This window comes from Planococcus sp. RAB007_Raresut, from assembly GCF_057369535.1.
In genome coordinates, this window is the sequence record NZ_JBXYIF010000001.1 from 174240 (window position 1) to 189195 (window position 14956).

The following is a 14956-nucleotide window of genomic DNA, read 5'->3' on the forward strand; positions in this document are numbered from 1 at the left end:
AGGTGATTCTAATATAGAAAAGCGACAGCGCCCGCTAAGCTCTGTGCTCCTGCATCGCTGCGCTAGCTTCGTCGCAAAGCCTTGACCTCGCAGGCTTCGGTCAAGACTTGGCCGCTGGAGTCTGGACAATAGAAAAGCGGAAACGGCCGTTCAGCTCCGACAAGCGTAAGGCGCTCTGGTGTAGCGGCGTTTTTCCAGCCGCTTAGCCAGAGAGACTTACGACTCGAGGAGTTGGCCGTTGGAGTCTGGACAACGACACGTCCTTTCCAGACTCATTTCATTTTTTGAAAAACCCTGCTTTCTTATCCTATGGAAAAATTGTAACATATCCCGCTCTTTTGCGCTTTTTTGTTCAGCTGCAAACAAGGCTAATTCTTGACCAAATTTCGTATAACCACAATGGCAAAAAGAAAAAGCCTTCTTTGGGAAGGCTCGGCTTTACATTATTGTCGCTTCAGGTTCGTAGCTGATGATTTCTTTAACTTTATTGGATCCATCCATGATTGCGACGGTCGGTTTATGGTCTCGCGCATTTTCATCCATAATATATGCGTAAGACAGGATGATGACAATGTCGCCTTTTTGAACGAGGCGCGCTGCCGCTCCGTTGACACAGATGACGCCGCTGCCGCGTTCTCCTGAAATTATATAGGTTTCAAAGCGTGCGCCGTTATTATTATTGACGATATGAACTTTTTCATTTGGCAGCATGCCGACTGCGTCGAGCAGATCCTGGTCAATGGTGATACTGCCCACATAGTTTAAATCGGCTTCCGTTACAGTGGCGCGGTGAATTTTTGAATTGAGCATCATACGAAGCATTGTCAGTTCCCCTTTATAGTAAATATTAGATTGTCGATCAAGCGAGCTTTTTCAAATTGGACAGCTAATGCCAAAATAGCTTCGCTCTCCACATTTCCCTTGAGATCCGGATAGGACAGCATTTGGATATAATCAATTTTACCGGATATGTTATCGGTTAGATGCTGCTCCATAAGCGGAATCGGATTCTCTCCGTCCAATACAGCTTGTTTGCCAATTCCAAGTGCTTTTTTTAAATGCGGCGCTTCGGCACGTTCCTGTTCACTCAAATAGACGTTGCGCGAACTTTTCGCAAGTCCGTCCGGTTCTCTCACTGTAGCAACGCGTCTGATTTCCAGCGGAAAATTATAATCCTCTACCCAAGACTCGATGATGGCTAATTGCTGCGCGTCTTTTTGGCCGAAATATGCGCGGTCAGCTTGAGCCAGGTGAAATAGCTTTGTTACCACCTTCAGTACGCCATCAAAATGCCCCGGACGTGATTTCCCGCATAACTGATCCGCCAGTCTGCCGGCGGATATTGTAATAGCAGATTCCCTCGGATACATTTCATCTGCTGCAGGAGCAAAAATTACATCCGTTCCCGCACTTTCAGCCAATTGCATATCCCGTTCCATATTTCTCGGATAGCGTTCGAAATCTTCATTTGGCCCGAATTGCGCCGGGTTTACAAAGATGCTCATAAGCACCGCATCATTTTCCTGTTTCGCTGTTTCGACAAGTGTCAGATGCCCTTCATGAAGAAAGCCCATAGTCGGCACCAGCCCGATGCTCATACCGGCACTCTTTTGTTCCTGAACCCATTTCTTGAGTTCTTCGATTGTTTCGATCTTACGCAATACTTCTCTCTCCTTCCCGGAAGAAAGCCGCATATAAAAAGTCCTTCCCCCCAATATGGGCAGAAGGACAGAAAATGTTTGACTTCATTTCTTCCGTCCCTGTCATGCAATAGATCAAGGCAGATTCATAGTTTTTAAGTTGATGAATATATTTTGCCGGTGCAGTTCTTTTTTAAGATACTGCCCGCTAAAAACACTATAGCAGAACATGTTGCAAAAAAACAATTATCATTTCTCCATTTCAATGTCCGCTGAGTAAATCCCGTGCAGCTGTCCGTCAGCTGTCCGGAGCTGCAGAACTCCATCATCTGTGATGCCTTCTGCAATGCCTTCCAGCGTCTCTTTTGCCATGCGTGCACGGACCTTTTTTCCTATGGTGGTGGAATAACTTTCCCACATCAGCTTCAAAACACTGAAACCTTCCTTGATATAAATTTCCGTATATTGTTCCAAATAAAACAGGATTGAACGGACCAGTTCCTGCCGGCTGACATGGTTGCCTGATTCCATTTTCAGTGAGGTGGCAATGTCCCTGACTTCTTCATTGAAATCCTCTGTTTGCTGATTGGCATTCAAACCGATCCCGATAATCAATGCCTGGATTCCGTCAGCGTCCGACTGCAGCTCTGTTAATATGCCGGTACATTTCTTTCCATTTACCAAAATATCATTCGGCCATTTGATATCCGGCCTTAACCCAGTTACCTCTTCTATTGCCCTGACCACAGCTACTGCCGCAATCAAAGTAAATTGGGGGGCACGCTGGATCGGTACATCCGGCCGAAGAATAACGCTCATCCAGATTCCTTTGCCGTATGCTGAATCCCATTTTCTGGCCATTCTCCCCCGTCCCGCAATCTGCTCTTCAGCCAATACCGCGGTTCCGTCCGGGACCCCATTTTGCGCCAGTTGATGGGCGATAATTTGAGTCGAGTCACATGAAGCAATATATTCGATTGTCTTGCCCAAGCGCTGTGTTTTCAGTAATGGCTGGATCGTAGAAGCCTCAAGTGAATCCGGAAGACCCATCAATACGTATCCCTTCTTTTTAACAGAAGTGATTTCGTAGCCTTTTTCCTGAAGATCTTTTATATGTTTCCATACAGATGTTCTGGAAATGCCGAACTCATCCGCCAATTGCTGACCTGACACCGGTTCACCGGATGCTTCCATTAATCGTTGCGCGAGTTTATTCGTTACGGTTATATTCACTTATAAACCATTCCTTTATCTTATCTTTCTCATTTTCCTGTTCATTGCAAACGACCCGCCGTTCAATAATGCTCAGCAGCTCCTTCAGCCATGGCCCGGCTTTCTTGCCGCTCCAATCCATGAGGTCACGGCCGTTAACAGCCAAATCCGATTTTGATTGAATAGGCAGCCCGCTTTTTTGTGAAGCCGGATTTCCCTGTCTATCGGTCAACGCAGCCGCCAGTTCCAGCTGCCGCAGTGTAAACCGGTAATAAGTCCATGAATCCCAGTTTTCCACTGTCGCTGCTTCAAGTGCTTTCGACAGAGAACTCTTTTCTTCATTGGATAATTTATAACTGGCCAGAGCCTGCACTTCTTTTTTATTGAACCATAAAGCATACAGCCACCCGCTCAATGGATCACCGGTCGGCTTAAAACTTTCCCAATCTATATGAAACATTTCACCTGAAGGCAGCTGGACAGATAAACCCGAATGAATCAGGTAATCAATGCTGCGTGCTGCATGCTGATTTGCCAGAATCTTATCCAACTCGATTTTAATGCGTTCGACTGCAATAGATCGAATCAAAGCGGCATTATTTTTAATGGCCGCAAGTGTATCAGCGTCTATTGAAAAATCCAATTGTCCGGAAAATCTTACTGCGCGCAGCATGCGAAGGGCATCTTCCTGGAAGCGCTCGTCCGGTTCTCCCACAGCCCTTATCGTTTTATCCTCCAGATCTTTTCGGCCGCCAAATAAATCGACAAGCTCCAAGTCTTCTGTCATAGCCATGGCATTAATGGTGAAATCCCGCCGTTTCAGATCTTCATCCAATGACTTTACGAATTCCACTGAGTCCGGGCGCCTGTTATCAGTATAATTGCCTTCAGTTCTGAACGTCGTAACTTCCACACCGGCGCCATTCATCAACACAAGAACAGTTCCATGCTGAATACCTGTATCCACCGTGCGCTCAAATAACTCTTTAACTTGGTCAGGTTCCGCAGAAGTAGCAACGTCAAAATCTTTCGGGTTCTTGCCGAGAAGAAAATCACGTACAGCACCGCCGACCAGATAAGCATCATAACCGGAAGCTTTTAGTTTTAGAATGATTTCAATTGCTGTATTCATTGCTGCTCACCTTTATTCAGCATACGTTCATAGATATCTTCATATTCTTTTAAAATTCTGCTGGAATGGAATTTGGATGCTACTGTTTCGATTGCGCCGGCTCTTAACCGCTCCCCGATTTCAAAGTTACCCAATAATTCCACGCCATGAATGGCTGCTTGTTTGGTATCTCCAAGCTCCACAAGATAGCCGTTCTTGCCGGATTCGATAATTTCAGGTATTCCCCCGATATTAGTTCCGATACCGGGTACACCGCAAGCCATCGCTTCCAGCATCACCAGCCCAAATGCTTCTTTTTCAGAAAGTAATAATTTCAAATCGCTAATATTATATAATTCGGATAAATTATCCCTTTTTCCGAGAAATAAAACATCTTCCTCCAACTTCAAATCTCTCACTTGCTCCTGGATTCCGCTCATTTCTGGCCCATCGCCTACCAGTAGTAATTTACTCGAAACTTGCTGACGAATCCGGTGGAAGGTATCAACTACATCTCCAACTCTTTTGACTTTGCGGAAATTGGAAACGTGGATTACAACTTTTTCATCTTCTTTGATACCAAGCTCTTCTTTTAGATGATCTGAATCTTTTACTTGGTACTCCCTTTCATCCACAAAATTATAGACCGTCTCTATATTTTGATCAGGATCAATCAAATCATAGGTCTGATCCCGCAGTGAATTGGAAACCGCTGTCACCACATCTGATTTCTCGATGCCGTAGCGGATTGCTTCTTTTAATGAAGAATCAGAGCCCAAAACGGTAATGTCTGTTCCATGCAGGGTTGTGACGATTCCAATATCGGATTCGGCCATATGCCGCCCCAGGATCGCACACACCGCATGTGGAATCGCATAGTGCACATGCAAAAGATCCAGTTTTTCATTTTTGATCACTTCTGCTATTTTCGTCGCCAACGCAATGTCATACGGGGCATACTGAAAAACCGAATACGTATTGACGTCCACTTGATGGCTGAACACATTGGAATACATCCGGTTTAGCCTAAACGGCGTGCTTGAAGTGATAAAATGGATTTCGTGCCCTTTCTCGGCAAGAAGTTTACCCAGTTCTGTAGCGACAACTCCCGATCCTCCGACAGTCGGATAACAGGTGATGCCTATTTTCATTTTACGCATTTTTTGACACTCCTATCCTCTGCGCTCCCGTATCAGGCGCCAGTCAACAAAGCCTTCCTTGAGGCCTTTCAGCAGCACTTCCGCTGTACCCATATTTGTCGCGAGCGGAATATTATAGACATCACAGAGGCGGATCAAAGCGGTTACATCCGGTTCATGCGGCTGGGCAGTCAATGGATCACGGAAAAAGATGATCATATCCATCTCATCCTGCGCAATCATCGAGCCGATCTGCTGATCCCCTCCAAGAGGCCCGGAACGGAATTTATGTACAGGCAATCCCGTTTCATCAATAATTCGCTGACCAGTCGTACCCGTAGCATACAACGAATTCTCCGTAAGGATCGGCTGATAGGCAATTACAAACTGTATCAAGTCATCTTTTTTTCGATCATGCGCAATTAATGCGATTTTCATGCCATCTTCCCCTTTAGTCGATAATATTTTCCAATCCGTAAACCAGATTTTCAATTTCCATCACTTTATTGACAGACAACGCCACGCCTGACATGAAAGATCCGCGGTTGAATGAATCATGCCGGATCGTCAACAATTGGCCTTCTCCACCTAAAAGAACTTGCTGATGTGCCACCAGTCCAGGCAATCTCACACTATGGATTCGCATCCCATCGTAATTAGCCCCTCGCGCGCCAGCAATTGTTTCTTTTTCTTTTGGATGACCCTGGCTATGTGCTTCACGTTGATCAGCGATTAAATTAGCCGTCTTCATGGCAGTTCCTGAAGGAGCATCCAGCTTTTGGTCATGATGCATCTCTATGATTTCAATATCTGGCAGGTATTTCGCTGCCTGCTCAGCAAATTTCATCATTAACACCGCACCTATAGCGAAGTTTGGCGCAATGATGCAGCCTATTCCATTTTGCGCGGAGTAAGCAGTAAGCTCTTTAAGTTCTTCATCCGAAAATCCCGTTGTGCCGACAACTGGGCGAATCCCAAGTTGCAAAGCTTCCCGCGTGTGCTGATAGACCGATTCAGGAGATGTAAGATCCACCAGGACATCCGGTTTTGTTTTACTGTGCAGTTCAGTAAGCTCCAAAAAGATCGGTACTGTAAAGGTTTGGGGAAACAATTTTGTATCTGCAAGGGTTTCTCCCACTTCTTTATAGTCCAAAACTGATACCAGTTCCATATTTGGATTTTTCATGATTGTATGTACGGCTTCCTGCCCCATTCTTCCACGTGCTCCCGCAATTGCGACTCGAATTGTCATTCGTTATCATCCTTTCTGGTCCAGCGATTTTTATCTCTTGTATTGAATTTTTCCAGGACTTGATCTAAGGATTCCGTTAAATCGACATCCAGAGAATTCGCCATCGTAATCAACACGAATAATAAATCACCCATTTCTTCGGAAATACTTGCTTCCGCTTCACTGGATTTCTTTTTCTTCGGTCCATAGACGTGATTCACTTCCCTAGCCAATTCACCCAGCTCTTCGGTTAAACGAGCGATCATCTCCAGCGGGGTAAAATAGCCTTCCTTGAATTGCGATATATAATCATCAACATCCTGCTGCAATTGTCTCATTGTTTTTTGCTGTGCCATATTTTCACACTCCTATTTTAATCGTAAAGAAAAGGGATGATGTTGTCAAAATCCTGTCTATAACCCATAATACAAGAGTTGAGCATAAAGAATGGAGTTGACCTCAAATGAAAAATCTTCAAGTTAAAAACATTTTCTTCATTTTATTGGGGGCTGCCATCTACAGTTTTGGTTTTGTTCACTTTAATATCCAAAACGAATTAGGTGAAGGCGGCTTCGCGGGAATTACATTGATCTTATATTTTCTTCTAAATTGGGACCCCGCATTGATGAACCTATTGTTGAACATCCCTGTGTTCTTTGTAGGCTGGAAACTGCTTGGAAAAAAAGTGTTCCTTTATACAATCATCGGAACAGTTGCCGTGTCTGTTTTCCTGAAGATCTTTCTCGTATATGAAATTCAGATTGATCTGGAACATGATTTGTTCCTTGCATCGCTGTTTGCCGGAATTTTCGTCGGAGCGGGGCTTGGCATCATTTTCCGTTACGGCGGCACGACCGGCGGCGTCGATATTATCGCCAGACTTGTTCAGAAATACATAGGCTGGAGCATGGGGAAAACGATGTTTCTATTTGACGCCGCTGTCATCCTCCTTTCCTGGATCGCATTTCTTGATAATCGTTCGATGATGTATACACTGGTTGCCGTCTTTGTCGGGGCACGTGTTATCGATTTCGTGCAAGAAGGGGCTTATTCCGGTCGAGGCGCTTTGATCATCTCCAACTCACAAGAGGAGATTGCGAGCCGCATTGCGATTGAAATGGACCGGGGAATCACAATTCTCCGCGGCTATGGCCACTTTTCAAAAGAAGAACGCGAAGTCCTGTACTGTGTAGTGGGAAGAAATGAAATTGTGCGATTGAAAAATATCATTAACTCTGTCGATCCTCATGCATTCGTTTCGGTGATTGAAGTCCATGATGTCATCGGTGAAGGATTTACGTTGGATGAACAGAAAATGCCGTTGAATTAACTAAACTGCAATATAAAAACCGTTCCGATTTTCCTCGGAACGGTTTTTTACATTATTATGAACGGTTCATGCTTGAGTAGATCAATAAAAGACGAGCCAATTCCAAAACAGCAACTGCCGTAGCAGCTACATAAGTCATTGCCGCAGCATTCAATACTTTTTTCGCGTGAGGTTCTTCTTCATTGCGAATAATATTGGCTGACAGCAATTGGTCCATCGCTCTATTGGAAGCATTGAATTCAACCGGCAAAGTAATGAGCTGGAAAATAACACCCATCGCCAAAAGGACGATACCAATCAGCAAAGCTCCGCTGAGTTGTGCGAAGAAACCGATCATGATAAATACCCATGACATATTGGATGAAATATTTACGAGCGGCACCAAACGATGGCGCAGGCGCAGGAAAGAATAATCTTCCGCGTCTTGTATCGCGTGCCCTACTTCGTGCGCCGCAACCGCTGTACCAGCTACTGAAGCTTCGTGGAAGTTATGGCTTGATAACGCCACAGTTTTTTTCAATGGATTGTAGTGGTCACTTAACATTCCACGGCTTTCAATTACTTTTACATCGTATAATCCATTCTGATCCAATATCATGCGGGCAACTTGAGCCCCGGTATGTCCGGATGTTGAGCGCACTTTCGAATACTTGCCATATGTTTTTTTCAATTTAAATTGAGCCCATAAAGGCAGGATTAACAAGACTGCGAAATAGATGAGATATGAACCTAAGCCCATGATGCAATTACACCCTTTCTTTACTATCTGTTACCCTTATTTTACTTGGTTTGGTCAGTGTTGGTCAACTGAAACGGCGCGGATTTATTGAGCCAGGCTACAAACAAAGCGAATGCAATACAGGCTATCGACAGCCAGAAAGTAAAGTACCCGATTTGGTCGCTGTACTGCGATAAACTGCTGTAAATCGGCATCTGGCCAAACACGTAATCGATTACGTCATTATGCAATGTCCAAACAGCAGCTAGTGCAGCGGCGAACCAGCCAAAGCGGTAATGGTCTATATATAAAACTGCCTGCAGCGCCATCGCAAAATGCGAAACGACAAGCATCCATCCAATCCAGCCGATATCCCCCGTCTGCCAAAGCGTCAGCAGATTCATCACCACTGCCCATAAACCATATTTGATCAAGGTGATAAAAGCGAGTGCTTCGATCAGGCTGCTTCTTTTGCCGATCAGCCAAAGACCCAATACGATGGTAAAGAAAAGACTGGCAGTAGGACTGTCCGGCACAAATATTAAGTATTTCGGTTCGGTAATGGCTAATTGCCAGCCATACCATATGTAGCCGTAAATGGTGCCGCCTAAATTCACAAAAAATAATAATAGCAGGAATGGCTTGAACATCAGCCAGGCGGACAATTTATTGACGAAGGAAAGCATTTGATTTCTTCCTTTCAAGATAGCAAAAAAGAGCCGGTTTCCCGGCTCTTTTTTTAGTATGTTATTCTGCTTCAAGGCCAGCGATAAACTCAGCCATGACTTGCAGGTCTTCATCCGTACCATCCCATGAAGGCGGCATTGTTTGTGCTCCGCCCTCTTGGATACCGTTGACAGCGATGTCAGCGATTTCTTCAGGAGTAAGGCCAGTTCCTACTAATGTAGGTCCGACAGCTCCTTCCAGGTTATCACCGTGACAGCTGATACAAGCAGCACCTGCATAGATTTCATATCCAGGATCAGAGGTATCAATTTCAACTTCTTCCGTAATTTCACCCTGAGCTTCAGCAGCTTCCCAGTCATGGTTAGCTACAGATTCCCAAGTAAGGAAGATGATTGAAGCGATTGCTAAAAGCATGAAGCCTGTTGGAAGAGGCCGTTTCGACGGACGTCTTTCCGGACCGCGATCCAAGAATGGAGCCAAAGCCAAAGCCCCGAAAGCGAGACCAGGAATAATGATGGCACCTACGATATTGAATGGGCCTGAAGCGAATTCGTATTTAAGTAATTGATATAAGAATAAGAAATACCAGTCTGGCAGTGGAATATATGCCGTATCTGTCGGATCCGCCTGACCTTCAAGAGGTGACGGGTGAGCGACAGTCAAAAGCAGATAACCGATCAAGAAGACTGCACCAATCATCCATTCTTTCAAAAGGAAGTTTGGCCAAAAGGCTTCTGTCTTACCAGGGTATTCGGAATAATCCTTCGGGATATTCGGCTTGCGGTGTTCCATACCTGGTACACGCGAATCCCCTACAAATTTCATCCCTTTTCCGCGATGCATAGTGTCCCCTCCTTTAAAAATCCGTTAAGCCGCATTGTTTACAATGGGCCTGAAATACCCTGTCTCCGAATCATGATAAAATGCGCCGCAAGCAACCCAAGCAAAGCAGCAGGCAAGAAGAATACATGAATAGCGAAGAAGCGGGTCAAGGTTTGTGCACCAAGAATCGTAGCATCCCCGGCAAGCAATGTTTTGATCATACCGCCGATCAAAGGCACAGAGGCAGCGATTTCGATACCAACTTTAGTAGCGAACAATGCTTTCATATCCCAAGGAAGAAGATATCCTGTGAAACTAAGTCCAAGGATAACACCGAAAAGCATAACGCCGACAACCCAGTTCAATTCACGCGGTTTCTTGTAAGAACCTGTGAAGAATACGCGAAGCGTATGAAGGAAAATCATTACTACTACAAGAGAAGCTCCCCAGTGGTGCATACCGCGCACGATTTCTCCGAATGCAACTTCATTCTGAAGATAATAAACCGACTGCCATGCATTCTCGATATCTGGTACGTAGTACATAGTTAAGAACATACCGGATAAAATCTGAATTACCGTGATGAAGAACGTCAATCCCCCAAAACAATAAACGAATGCTGAAAAGTGGTGTGCGGGGTTTACGTGTTCCGGTACTTCATGGTCCGCGATATCACGCCAGATAGGCGTAATGTCCAGACGCTCATCAACCCAATCATATAACTTGTTTAGCACTGGTGTCGTACCCCCTAACTATTAAACTAATGTGTTTGGTCTTACTGCTCCGATAGCTACATAGCCATCTTGTTCCTGAACTTCATACTCATCGAGTGGTCCAAGCGGTGGTGTACCAGCGATATTCTGTCCGTTTTTCTCATAACGTCCAGCGTGGCACGGGCAGAAAAATTGCGTTGGCTGTTCCGGATCGCCGGCCCAGTTGACTGTACAACCCAAATGTTTGCAGACAGGTGAAAGCGCGATTAATTTATCGCCTTCTTTGTATACCCAAGCTGAATTTGTTACATCAGATGTATACCATGCATCTACTTGTTCAAATGAAAAGTCGACACGCACTGGTTCTTCAGTGATATCTTCCACTCGTTGGTCTGTCAATACGAAGTCGCCTGCGCCCTTCTGCTGAAGAACCGGGTCAACCGCAAAACGTACCATCGGCATTAGCATTCCTGCTGCCATGAATCCGCCGACACCTGTTAATGTGTAGCCTAAAAATTGACGTCGTGATACACGATTGTTACTCATCCTTTTCCCCCCTCTAACATTCAAGGTCAGTCCAATGGACATACTCATTCAAATATAATTACTAGGACAACCTAATGATATATCAATAGAAAGTTCAGGTCAATAATGCTGTGAAGCTAAATACCAGTTTGTGAACATTTCATGAAGCTTAAGACCATTCTTTTAAAAATAATGGGAGCACTTGGCGAAGCTGGTCTTCCATGACCGATTGCTTGAAATTCCTGTCCATATGTTCGGTTGGAATCGCCGGCAGCCACAAGACATTCTTCAGCTCGTCGTTTGATCGCCATTCAGCATCTGTTGTCATATAAAAAACATGTTTAAAGCCTGCTTTTCCCATTTCTTCTGCGATTTCTTTTGATAATCTTGACCTGTCAGCGTTTTTTGTATATGCGATAGGCGGAAACAACAAAATGCGCCCTTTAAATTGTTTTTCCAGAAGTGTGGTGAGTGACTGAAGGTATTCTGAAGCACCCGCACTGGATTTTAACCCCGTTTCACTCAGGTCCAGCTGAAGCAACGGCACCACTGCAGTATCCACATAGTCTTTCTGGCTGAGGTATTGGTCCATGTCTTTGCCGATAAAATGCATGAAGTTTACTCACCTTTCATTTTTTTGATCGCTTTAATATTATGCAGCAAAGAAGACAATTCGAAGAATTTATCCTTGTCATTGGCATCCAGTGCTTCATCAATCTGTTTCAGCAGCTTTTCCTCTTGGAAAGAAGATAAGCTGTCTGCCAGGATTTCTTCTGCAAGCTGCCGATCTTGTTCGTTGATGGTTTCATCCAACGGTATATAGGGATTCTCTTCAAGGACGGATAGATAGAGCGGTGTTGGAGGCCGGTTTGGAAAATTTAATTGAAGATAAAGATCCTGTTCCGGGTTTAACCGCAAATCATGAAAAGATTTTTCAGCATCGGCGGTCATTAAATTGCCTTTATAGAAACGGAACGGCAATTCTTTTGACTCCGTCGATGACATAACCATCGCACGGGGGCAATAATGCGCATCTTCAACAAAATGGGTTTTTTCAAGAAGATCATCATTGCTGAGCATGTAATTCAAAATCCAAATACATTCCCTGCGTTTCATTTTATATGATTGAAGAAACCATCGCACAAACTGCTTTTTATCCCCAACTGAGACTGAAGCGGTCATGTAAAATCCTCCTCTCATTCAAAAGATTGCTGCATATCCAGCCATTCCTGATTGTCAGGTTCCAAAACTTGAAGCTCTTTTAATATTTCAAGAGCGCGCTCTCTTTTTCCTTCTTCAATAAGAAAACGGACATACTTCCCAAGAAATTCCGGATCATCGCGGAAAGCAGGGTAGGATAAGTCAAAATATGTGGCTGCTTTTTCAAATTGTTCCGTACGTTCATACGCTTCTGCGACCATCGGATATAATCCTGCCCAGTCGTCCCCGCTTTCAACGGCCGCTTCCACCAGTTCCAGCACTTCTTCGTCCATTTCCTTCGAGTGGAAATATGACACAAGCGCAAAGATCGCTTCCATGTATTCGGGATCAAGAGCGACAGCCTGTCTGAGATTTTCCACCCCTTCTTCGGTGTTCCCCAACTTCATCGCCAGTTTACCTGCAAAGAGATATAATTCCTTGTCAAACTCATCTCTCTTCAAACCTTCTTTAATTGCTGTGTAGGCAGCTTGATAATCCTCAGCCATATTCAGGCTCTGCGCCTTCAATAAATAAGCGGAAAAATAATCAGGATCAAGAACAATCAATTCATCAAGCCGCTGCACCGCGCGTTCGTATTGCTGTGTTTGAAAGGCCGCAACAGCTGCCCCGAAAAGAACATCCGGCTGAATCTGATCTTCCAGTGCTTCTTCATAATAAGGCAGCGCTTCTTCATAAGCAGCTCCGGCACTGTAGACTTCTGCGAGGCGCTCAGAAAAATTCACGCTTTCAATTTCGACTCCTGCTGATTTGAGATCCTGATAAATTTTAGCGGATTCCAAGTATCTTCCTGAATCCAGAAGCAATTCAGCTTTCGCCTGCATCAGCAGCGGTTCATCCGGCAGCAGGGAAATAGCTTCATTCAACCTGTTCTCTGCCGCTTCCATCAATCCCTGCAGCTGAAATAAATCCGCCAGCGTTACGAGTGCCTGCGAATAATATTCATCGTCTTTCGGTATTTCCATCAAAAGGTTCAAAGCTTCGTCTTCACGATCAGCTTCTATCAACAGATTAGCTCTGTCGATTTTTAACTGGCTTTCTTCTGGAAACAGATATTCGAGATGCTCTAATACTTTGACAGCCTCTTCGACAAAGCCTATTTCCCCCAGCCATTCCGACAATCCGTATTGTTCATCCGGATCGCCATCCAATAAATAGGAATCCAATAAGGCATTCAGTTTGCCCATATCCCCCAGCTCTACAGCTTTTTGAATCTCTTCTACAGTCGCCATACAATCACCTATTCTTTCAATTTCCTATTTCCATCCTACACGATACGCAGTTTTAAGCATAATAAAAACCCCCCCGAAGGAGAGTCAGACAAGCAGAGCATTCAGATGTTCAAAAAACCCAGGATATGACACGGCAATACAATCTTGATCATCAATTGTAACTGGACCTGAAGCTGCCAGTGCTGCCACTGCCGCCATCATTCCCAGCCTGTGGTCGCCATATGTCTTTATGTCAGCTCCACTCAGCGGAGTTGGGCCGTTAATGATCATTCCATCTTCAGTTGCTGTAATGTCAGCGCCCATTTTTGATAATTCATCGACCACAGCCGTGATCCTGTCTGTTTCTTTTACTCGCAATTCTTCAGCATCTTTTATAACAGTTGTGCCTTGGCATTGAGTCGCAATCAAAGCGATGATCGGAATTTCATCTATCAGCCTTGGAATCAGTGAACCTGCGATTTCAATTCCATTCAGCTGGGAAGATCGAATCACCAGATCAGCTGAACGTTCACCCTCAGTTTCTTTCTCGTAAATTTCGAAATCCGCTCCCATTTGGCTGATAACATCAAGAATACCAGTTCTTGTCGGGTTAGTCCCCACGTTCTCCAAATGGATTTCACTTCCCGGTGTGATAAGTGCAGCGCCTATGAGAAATGCTGCCGACGATATATCTCCAGGAACATTTACGTGGCGAGCGGACAAAGTTTGACCACCTGACACTTCAATGATATTTTCATGCCTTTTGATATCCGCCCCGAAATGGCGAAGCATTATTTCTGTATGGTCTCTCGTTGCTACAGGTTCCTCAATCGTCGTCTTTCCGTCAGCGTGCAAAGCAGCCAGTAAAATTGCGGACTTCACCTGAGCACTGGCAACCGGCAACGTGTAATTGATGGCTGCTAATCGCTTGCCTTGTATGGCAAGTGGAGTGAATTGCCCGTTTGACCTGCCACGAATATCCGCTCCCATTAACCTAAGCGGATCGACAATTCTTTTCATCGGCCGCTTGGCTATAGACTCATCCCCAGCTACAACTGAGTGGAAGGGTGTACTGGCCAAAAGTCCCAGCATCAACCGGGTGGTTGTGCCGGAATTACCGGTATCCAAAACCTCATCCGGTTCCTCCCATCCACCGATTCCTTTGCTTTGAATGGTTACTTGGCTGCCGTCCAATTCAATTTCCACACCAAGTTTGCGGAAGCAGGAGATCGTACTCAGGCAATCAGCGCCCAGCAAAAAACCTTCGACCGTGGTCGTGCCGGAAGCGATGGCGCCAAACATGATAGAACGGTGAGATATTGATTTATCGCCTGGCACTGTGATGGTGCCTTTCAAAGATGGTTTCTCATATTTTAAAATCGTTGGCAACTCGAGTTCC

18 protein-coding genes are annotated in these 14956 nt (G+C 44.9%); 1 reads left to right on the forward strand and 17 read right to left on the reverse strand.

Going from position 1 to position 14956, the window contains the following annotated elements:
* Nucleotides 1–438 precede the first annotated feature (438 nt).
* The 8 genes from panD to AC2Q9J_RS00865 form a co-directional block, all read right to left on the reverse strand.
* Nucleotides 439–822: an aspartate 1-decarboxylase gene (gene panD / locus AC2Q9J_RS00830; protein WP_499036489.1), complete on the reverse strand. Its 384-nt coding sequence runs from the start codon at nucleotides 820–822 to the stop codon at nucleotides 439–441.
* A 2-nt stretch (nucleotides 823–824) separates the two neighbouring features.
* A complete protein-coding gene (gene panC, locus AC2Q9J_RS00835) occupies nucleotides 825–1661 on the reverse strand; it encodes a pantoate--beta-alanine ligase (protein ID WP_499036491.1) in 837 nt (278 codons plus the stop codon).
* A gap of 228 nt (nucleotides 1662–1889) precedes the next feature.
* Nucleotides 1890–2873 (reverse strand): biotin--[acetyl-CoA-carboxylase] ligase, encoded by a 984-nt coding sequence (locus AC2Q9J_RS00840; protein ID WP_499036493.1) that lies wholly within the window; start codon nucleotides 2871–2873, stop codon nucleotides 1890–1892.
* A complete protein-coding gene (locus AC2Q9J_RS00845) occupies nucleotides 2851–3984 on the reverse strand; it encodes a CCA tRNA nucleotidyltransferase (RefSeq protein WP_499036494.1) in 1134 nt (377 codons plus the stop codon). The genes AC2Q9J_RS00840 and AC2Q9J_RS00845 overlap by 23 nt, the downstream gene beginning before the upstream one ends.
* Nucleotides 3981–5123 carry an N-acetyl-alpha-D-glucosaminyl L-malate synthase BshA gene (bshA, locus tag AC2Q9J_RS00850; RefSeq protein ID WP_499036496.1) on the reverse strand — a complete coding sequence of 381 codons (1143 nt, stop codon included), beginning with the start codon at nucleotides 5121–5123 and terminating at the stop codon, nucleotides 3981–3983. The genes AC2Q9J_RS00845 and bshA overlap by 4 nt, the downstream gene beginning before the upstream one ends.
* Before the next feature lie 12 nt (nucleotides 5124–5135).
* On the reverse strand, nucleotides 5136–5540 hold the full coding sequence (gene mgsA / locus AC2Q9J_RS00855; protein WP_499036498.1) for a methylglyoxal synthase: 405 nt from the start codon (nucleotides 5538–5540) through the stop codon (nucleotides 5136–5138).
* A gap of 13 nt (nucleotides 5541–5553) precedes the next feature.
* A complete protein-coding gene (gene dapB / locus AC2Q9J_RS00860) occupies nucleotides 5554–6354 on the reverse strand; it encodes a 4-hydroxy-tetrahydrodipicolinate reductase (protein ID WP_499036500.1) in 801 nt (266 codons plus the stop codon).
* On the reverse strand, nucleotides 6351–6689 hold the full coding sequence (locus tag AC2Q9J_RS00865) for a nucleotide pyrophosphohydrolase (protein WP_499036502.1): 339 nt from the start codon (nucleotides 6687–6689) through the stop codon (nucleotides 6351–6353). The genes dapB and AC2Q9J_RS00865 overlap by 4 nt, the downstream gene beginning before the upstream one ends.
* 107 nt (nucleotides 6690–6796) lie before the next feature.
* On the opposite strand from AC2Q9J_RS00865, the gene AC2Q9J_RS00870 reads away from it, so the two are divergent.
* The gene (locus AC2Q9J_RS00870; RefSeq protein WP_499036504.1) at nucleotides 6797–7663 is read left to right on the forward strand and encodes a YitT family protein; all 867 of its coding nucleotides are present in this window, start codon (nucleotides 6797–6799) and stop codon (nucleotides 7661–7663) included.
* A 55-nt stretch (nucleotides 7664–7718) separates the two neighbouring features.
* Here the strand turns inward: AC2Q9J_RS00870 and AC2Q9J_RS00875 are convergent, their stop codons facing one another.
* The 9 genes from AC2Q9J_RS00875 to aroA form a co-directional block, all read right to left on the reverse strand.
* A complete protein-coding gene (locus AC2Q9J_RS00875; protein WP_499036506.1) occupies nucleotides 7719–8402 on the reverse strand; it encodes a zinc metallopeptidase in 684 nt (227 codons plus the stop codon).
* A gap of 41 nt (nucleotides 8403–8443) precedes the next feature.
* Complete coding sequence (lhaT, locus tag AC2Q9J_RS00880; RefSeq protein WP_499036507.1) at nucleotides 8444–9067, reverse strand: lipoprotein heptaprenylglyceryl N-acetyltransferase LhaT; 624 nt, start codon at nucleotides 9065–9067, stop codon at nucleotides 8444–8446.
* Between the two features lie 61 nt (nucleotides 9068–9128).
* Nucleotides 9129–9911, reverse strand: coding sequence for a c-type cytochrome (locus tag AC2Q9J_RS00885; protein ID WP_499036509.1), 783 nt, complete (start codon nucleotides 9909–9911; stop codon nucleotides 9129–9131).
* Between the two features lie 38 nt (nucleotides 9912–9949).
* Nucleotides 9950–10624 (reverse strand): menaquinol-cytochrome c reductase cytochrome b subunit, encoded by a 675-nt coding sequence (gene qcrB, locus AC2Q9J_RS00890; protein WP_499036511.1) that lies wholly within the window; start codon nucleotides 10622–10624, stop codon nucleotides 9950–9952.
* Between the two features lie 21 nt (nucleotides 10625–10645).
* Nucleotides 10646–11149 carry a QcrA and Rieske domain-containing protein gene (locus AC2Q9J_RS00895; RefSeq protein WP_499036513.1) on the reverse strand — a complete coding sequence of 168 codons (504 nt, stop codon included), beginning with the start codon at nucleotides 11147–11149 and terminating at the stop codon, nucleotides 10646–10648.
* A 148-nt stretch (nucleotides 11150–11297) separates the two neighbouring features.
* Nucleotides 11298–11741 (reverse strand): DUF2487 family protein, encoded by a 444-nt coding sequence (locus AC2Q9J_RS00900; protein WP_499036515.1) that lies wholly within the window; start codon nucleotides 11739–11741, stop codon nucleotides 11298–11300.
* A 5-nt stretch (nucleotides 11742–11746) separates the two neighbouring features.
* On the reverse strand, nucleotides 11747–12310 hold the full coding sequence (locus AC2Q9J_RS00905; protein ID WP_499036517.1) for a ReoY family proteolytic degradation factor: 564 nt from the start codon (nucleotides 12308–12310) through the stop codon (nucleotides 11747–11749).
* Between the two features lie 14 nt (nucleotides 12311–12324).
* A complete protein-coding gene (locus AC2Q9J_RS00910; protein ID WP_499036519.1) occupies nucleotides 12325–13578 on the reverse strand; it encodes a tetratricopeptide repeat protein in 1254 nt (417 codons plus the stop codon).
* 84 nt (nucleotides 13579–13662) lie between these two features.
* Nucleotides 13663–14946 carry a 3-phosphoshikimate 1-carboxyvinyltransferase gene (aroA, locus tag AC2Q9J_RS00915; RefSeq protein ID WP_499036521.1) on the reverse strand — a complete coding sequence of 428 codons (1284 nt, stop codon included), beginning with the start codon at nucleotides 14944–14946 and terminating at the stop codon, nucleotides 13663–13665.
* Nucleotides 14947–14956 lie beyond the last annotated feature (10 nt).

Bases quoted from the DNA above. Each gene is read 5' to 3' on its own strand.
- panD (WP_499036489.1), bottom strand. From the start codon at position 822: ATGCTTCGTATGATGCTCAATTCAAAAATTCACCGCGCCACTGTAACG.
- AC2Q9J_RS00845 (WP_499036494.1), bottom strand. From the start codon at position 3,984: ATGAATACAGCAATTGAAATCATTCTAAAACTAAAAGCTTCCGGTTAT.
- bshA (WP_499036496.1), bottom strand. From the start codon at position 5,123: ATGCGTAAAATGAAAATAGGCATCACCTGTTATCCGACTGTCGGAGGA.
- mgsA (WP_499036498.1), bottom strand. From the start codon at position 5,540: ATGAAAATCGCATTAATTGCGCATGATCGAAAAAAAGATGACTTGATA.
- dapB (WP_499036500.1), bottom strand. From the start codon at position 6,354: ATGACAATTCGAGTCGCAATTGCGGGAGCACGTGGAAGAATGGGGCAG.
- AC2Q9J_RS00865 (WP_499036502.1), bottom strand. From the start codon at position 6,689: ATGGCACAGCAAAAAACAATGAGACAATTGCAGCAGGATGTTGATGAT.
- AC2Q9J_RS00870 (WP_499036504.1), top strand. From the start codon at position 6,797: ATGAAAAATCTTCAAGTTAAAAACATTTTCTTCATTTTATTGGGGGCT.
- AC2Q9J_RS00875 (WP_499036506.1), bottom strand. From the start codon at position 8,402: ATGGGCTTAGGTTCATATCTCATCTATTTCGCAGTCTTGTTAATCCTG.
- lhaT (WP_499036507.1), bottom strand. From the start codon at position 9,067: ATGCTTTCCTTCGTCAATAAATTGTCCGCCTGGCTGATGTTCAAGCCA.
- AC2Q9J_RS00885 (WP_499036509.1), bottom strand. From the start codon at position 9,911: ATGCATCGCGGAAAAGGGATGAAATTTGTAGGGGATTCGCGTGTACCA.
- AC2Q9J_RS00895 (WP_499036513.1), bottom strand. From the start codon at position 11,149: ATGAGTAACAATCGTGTATCACGACGTCAATTTTTAGGCTACACATTA.
- AC2Q9J_RS00900 (WP_499036515.1), bottom strand. From the start codon at position 11,741: ATGCATTTTATCGGCAAAGACATGGACCAATACCTCAGCCAGAAAGAC.
- AC2Q9J_RS00905 (WP_499036517.1), bottom strand. From the start codon at position 12,310: ATGACCGCTTCAGTCTCAGTTGGGGATAAAAAGCAGTTTGTGCGATGG.
- AC2Q9J_RS00910 (WP_499036519.1), bottom strand. From the start codon at position 13,578: ATGGCGACTGTAGAAGAGATTCAAAAAGCTGTAGAGCTGGGGGATATG.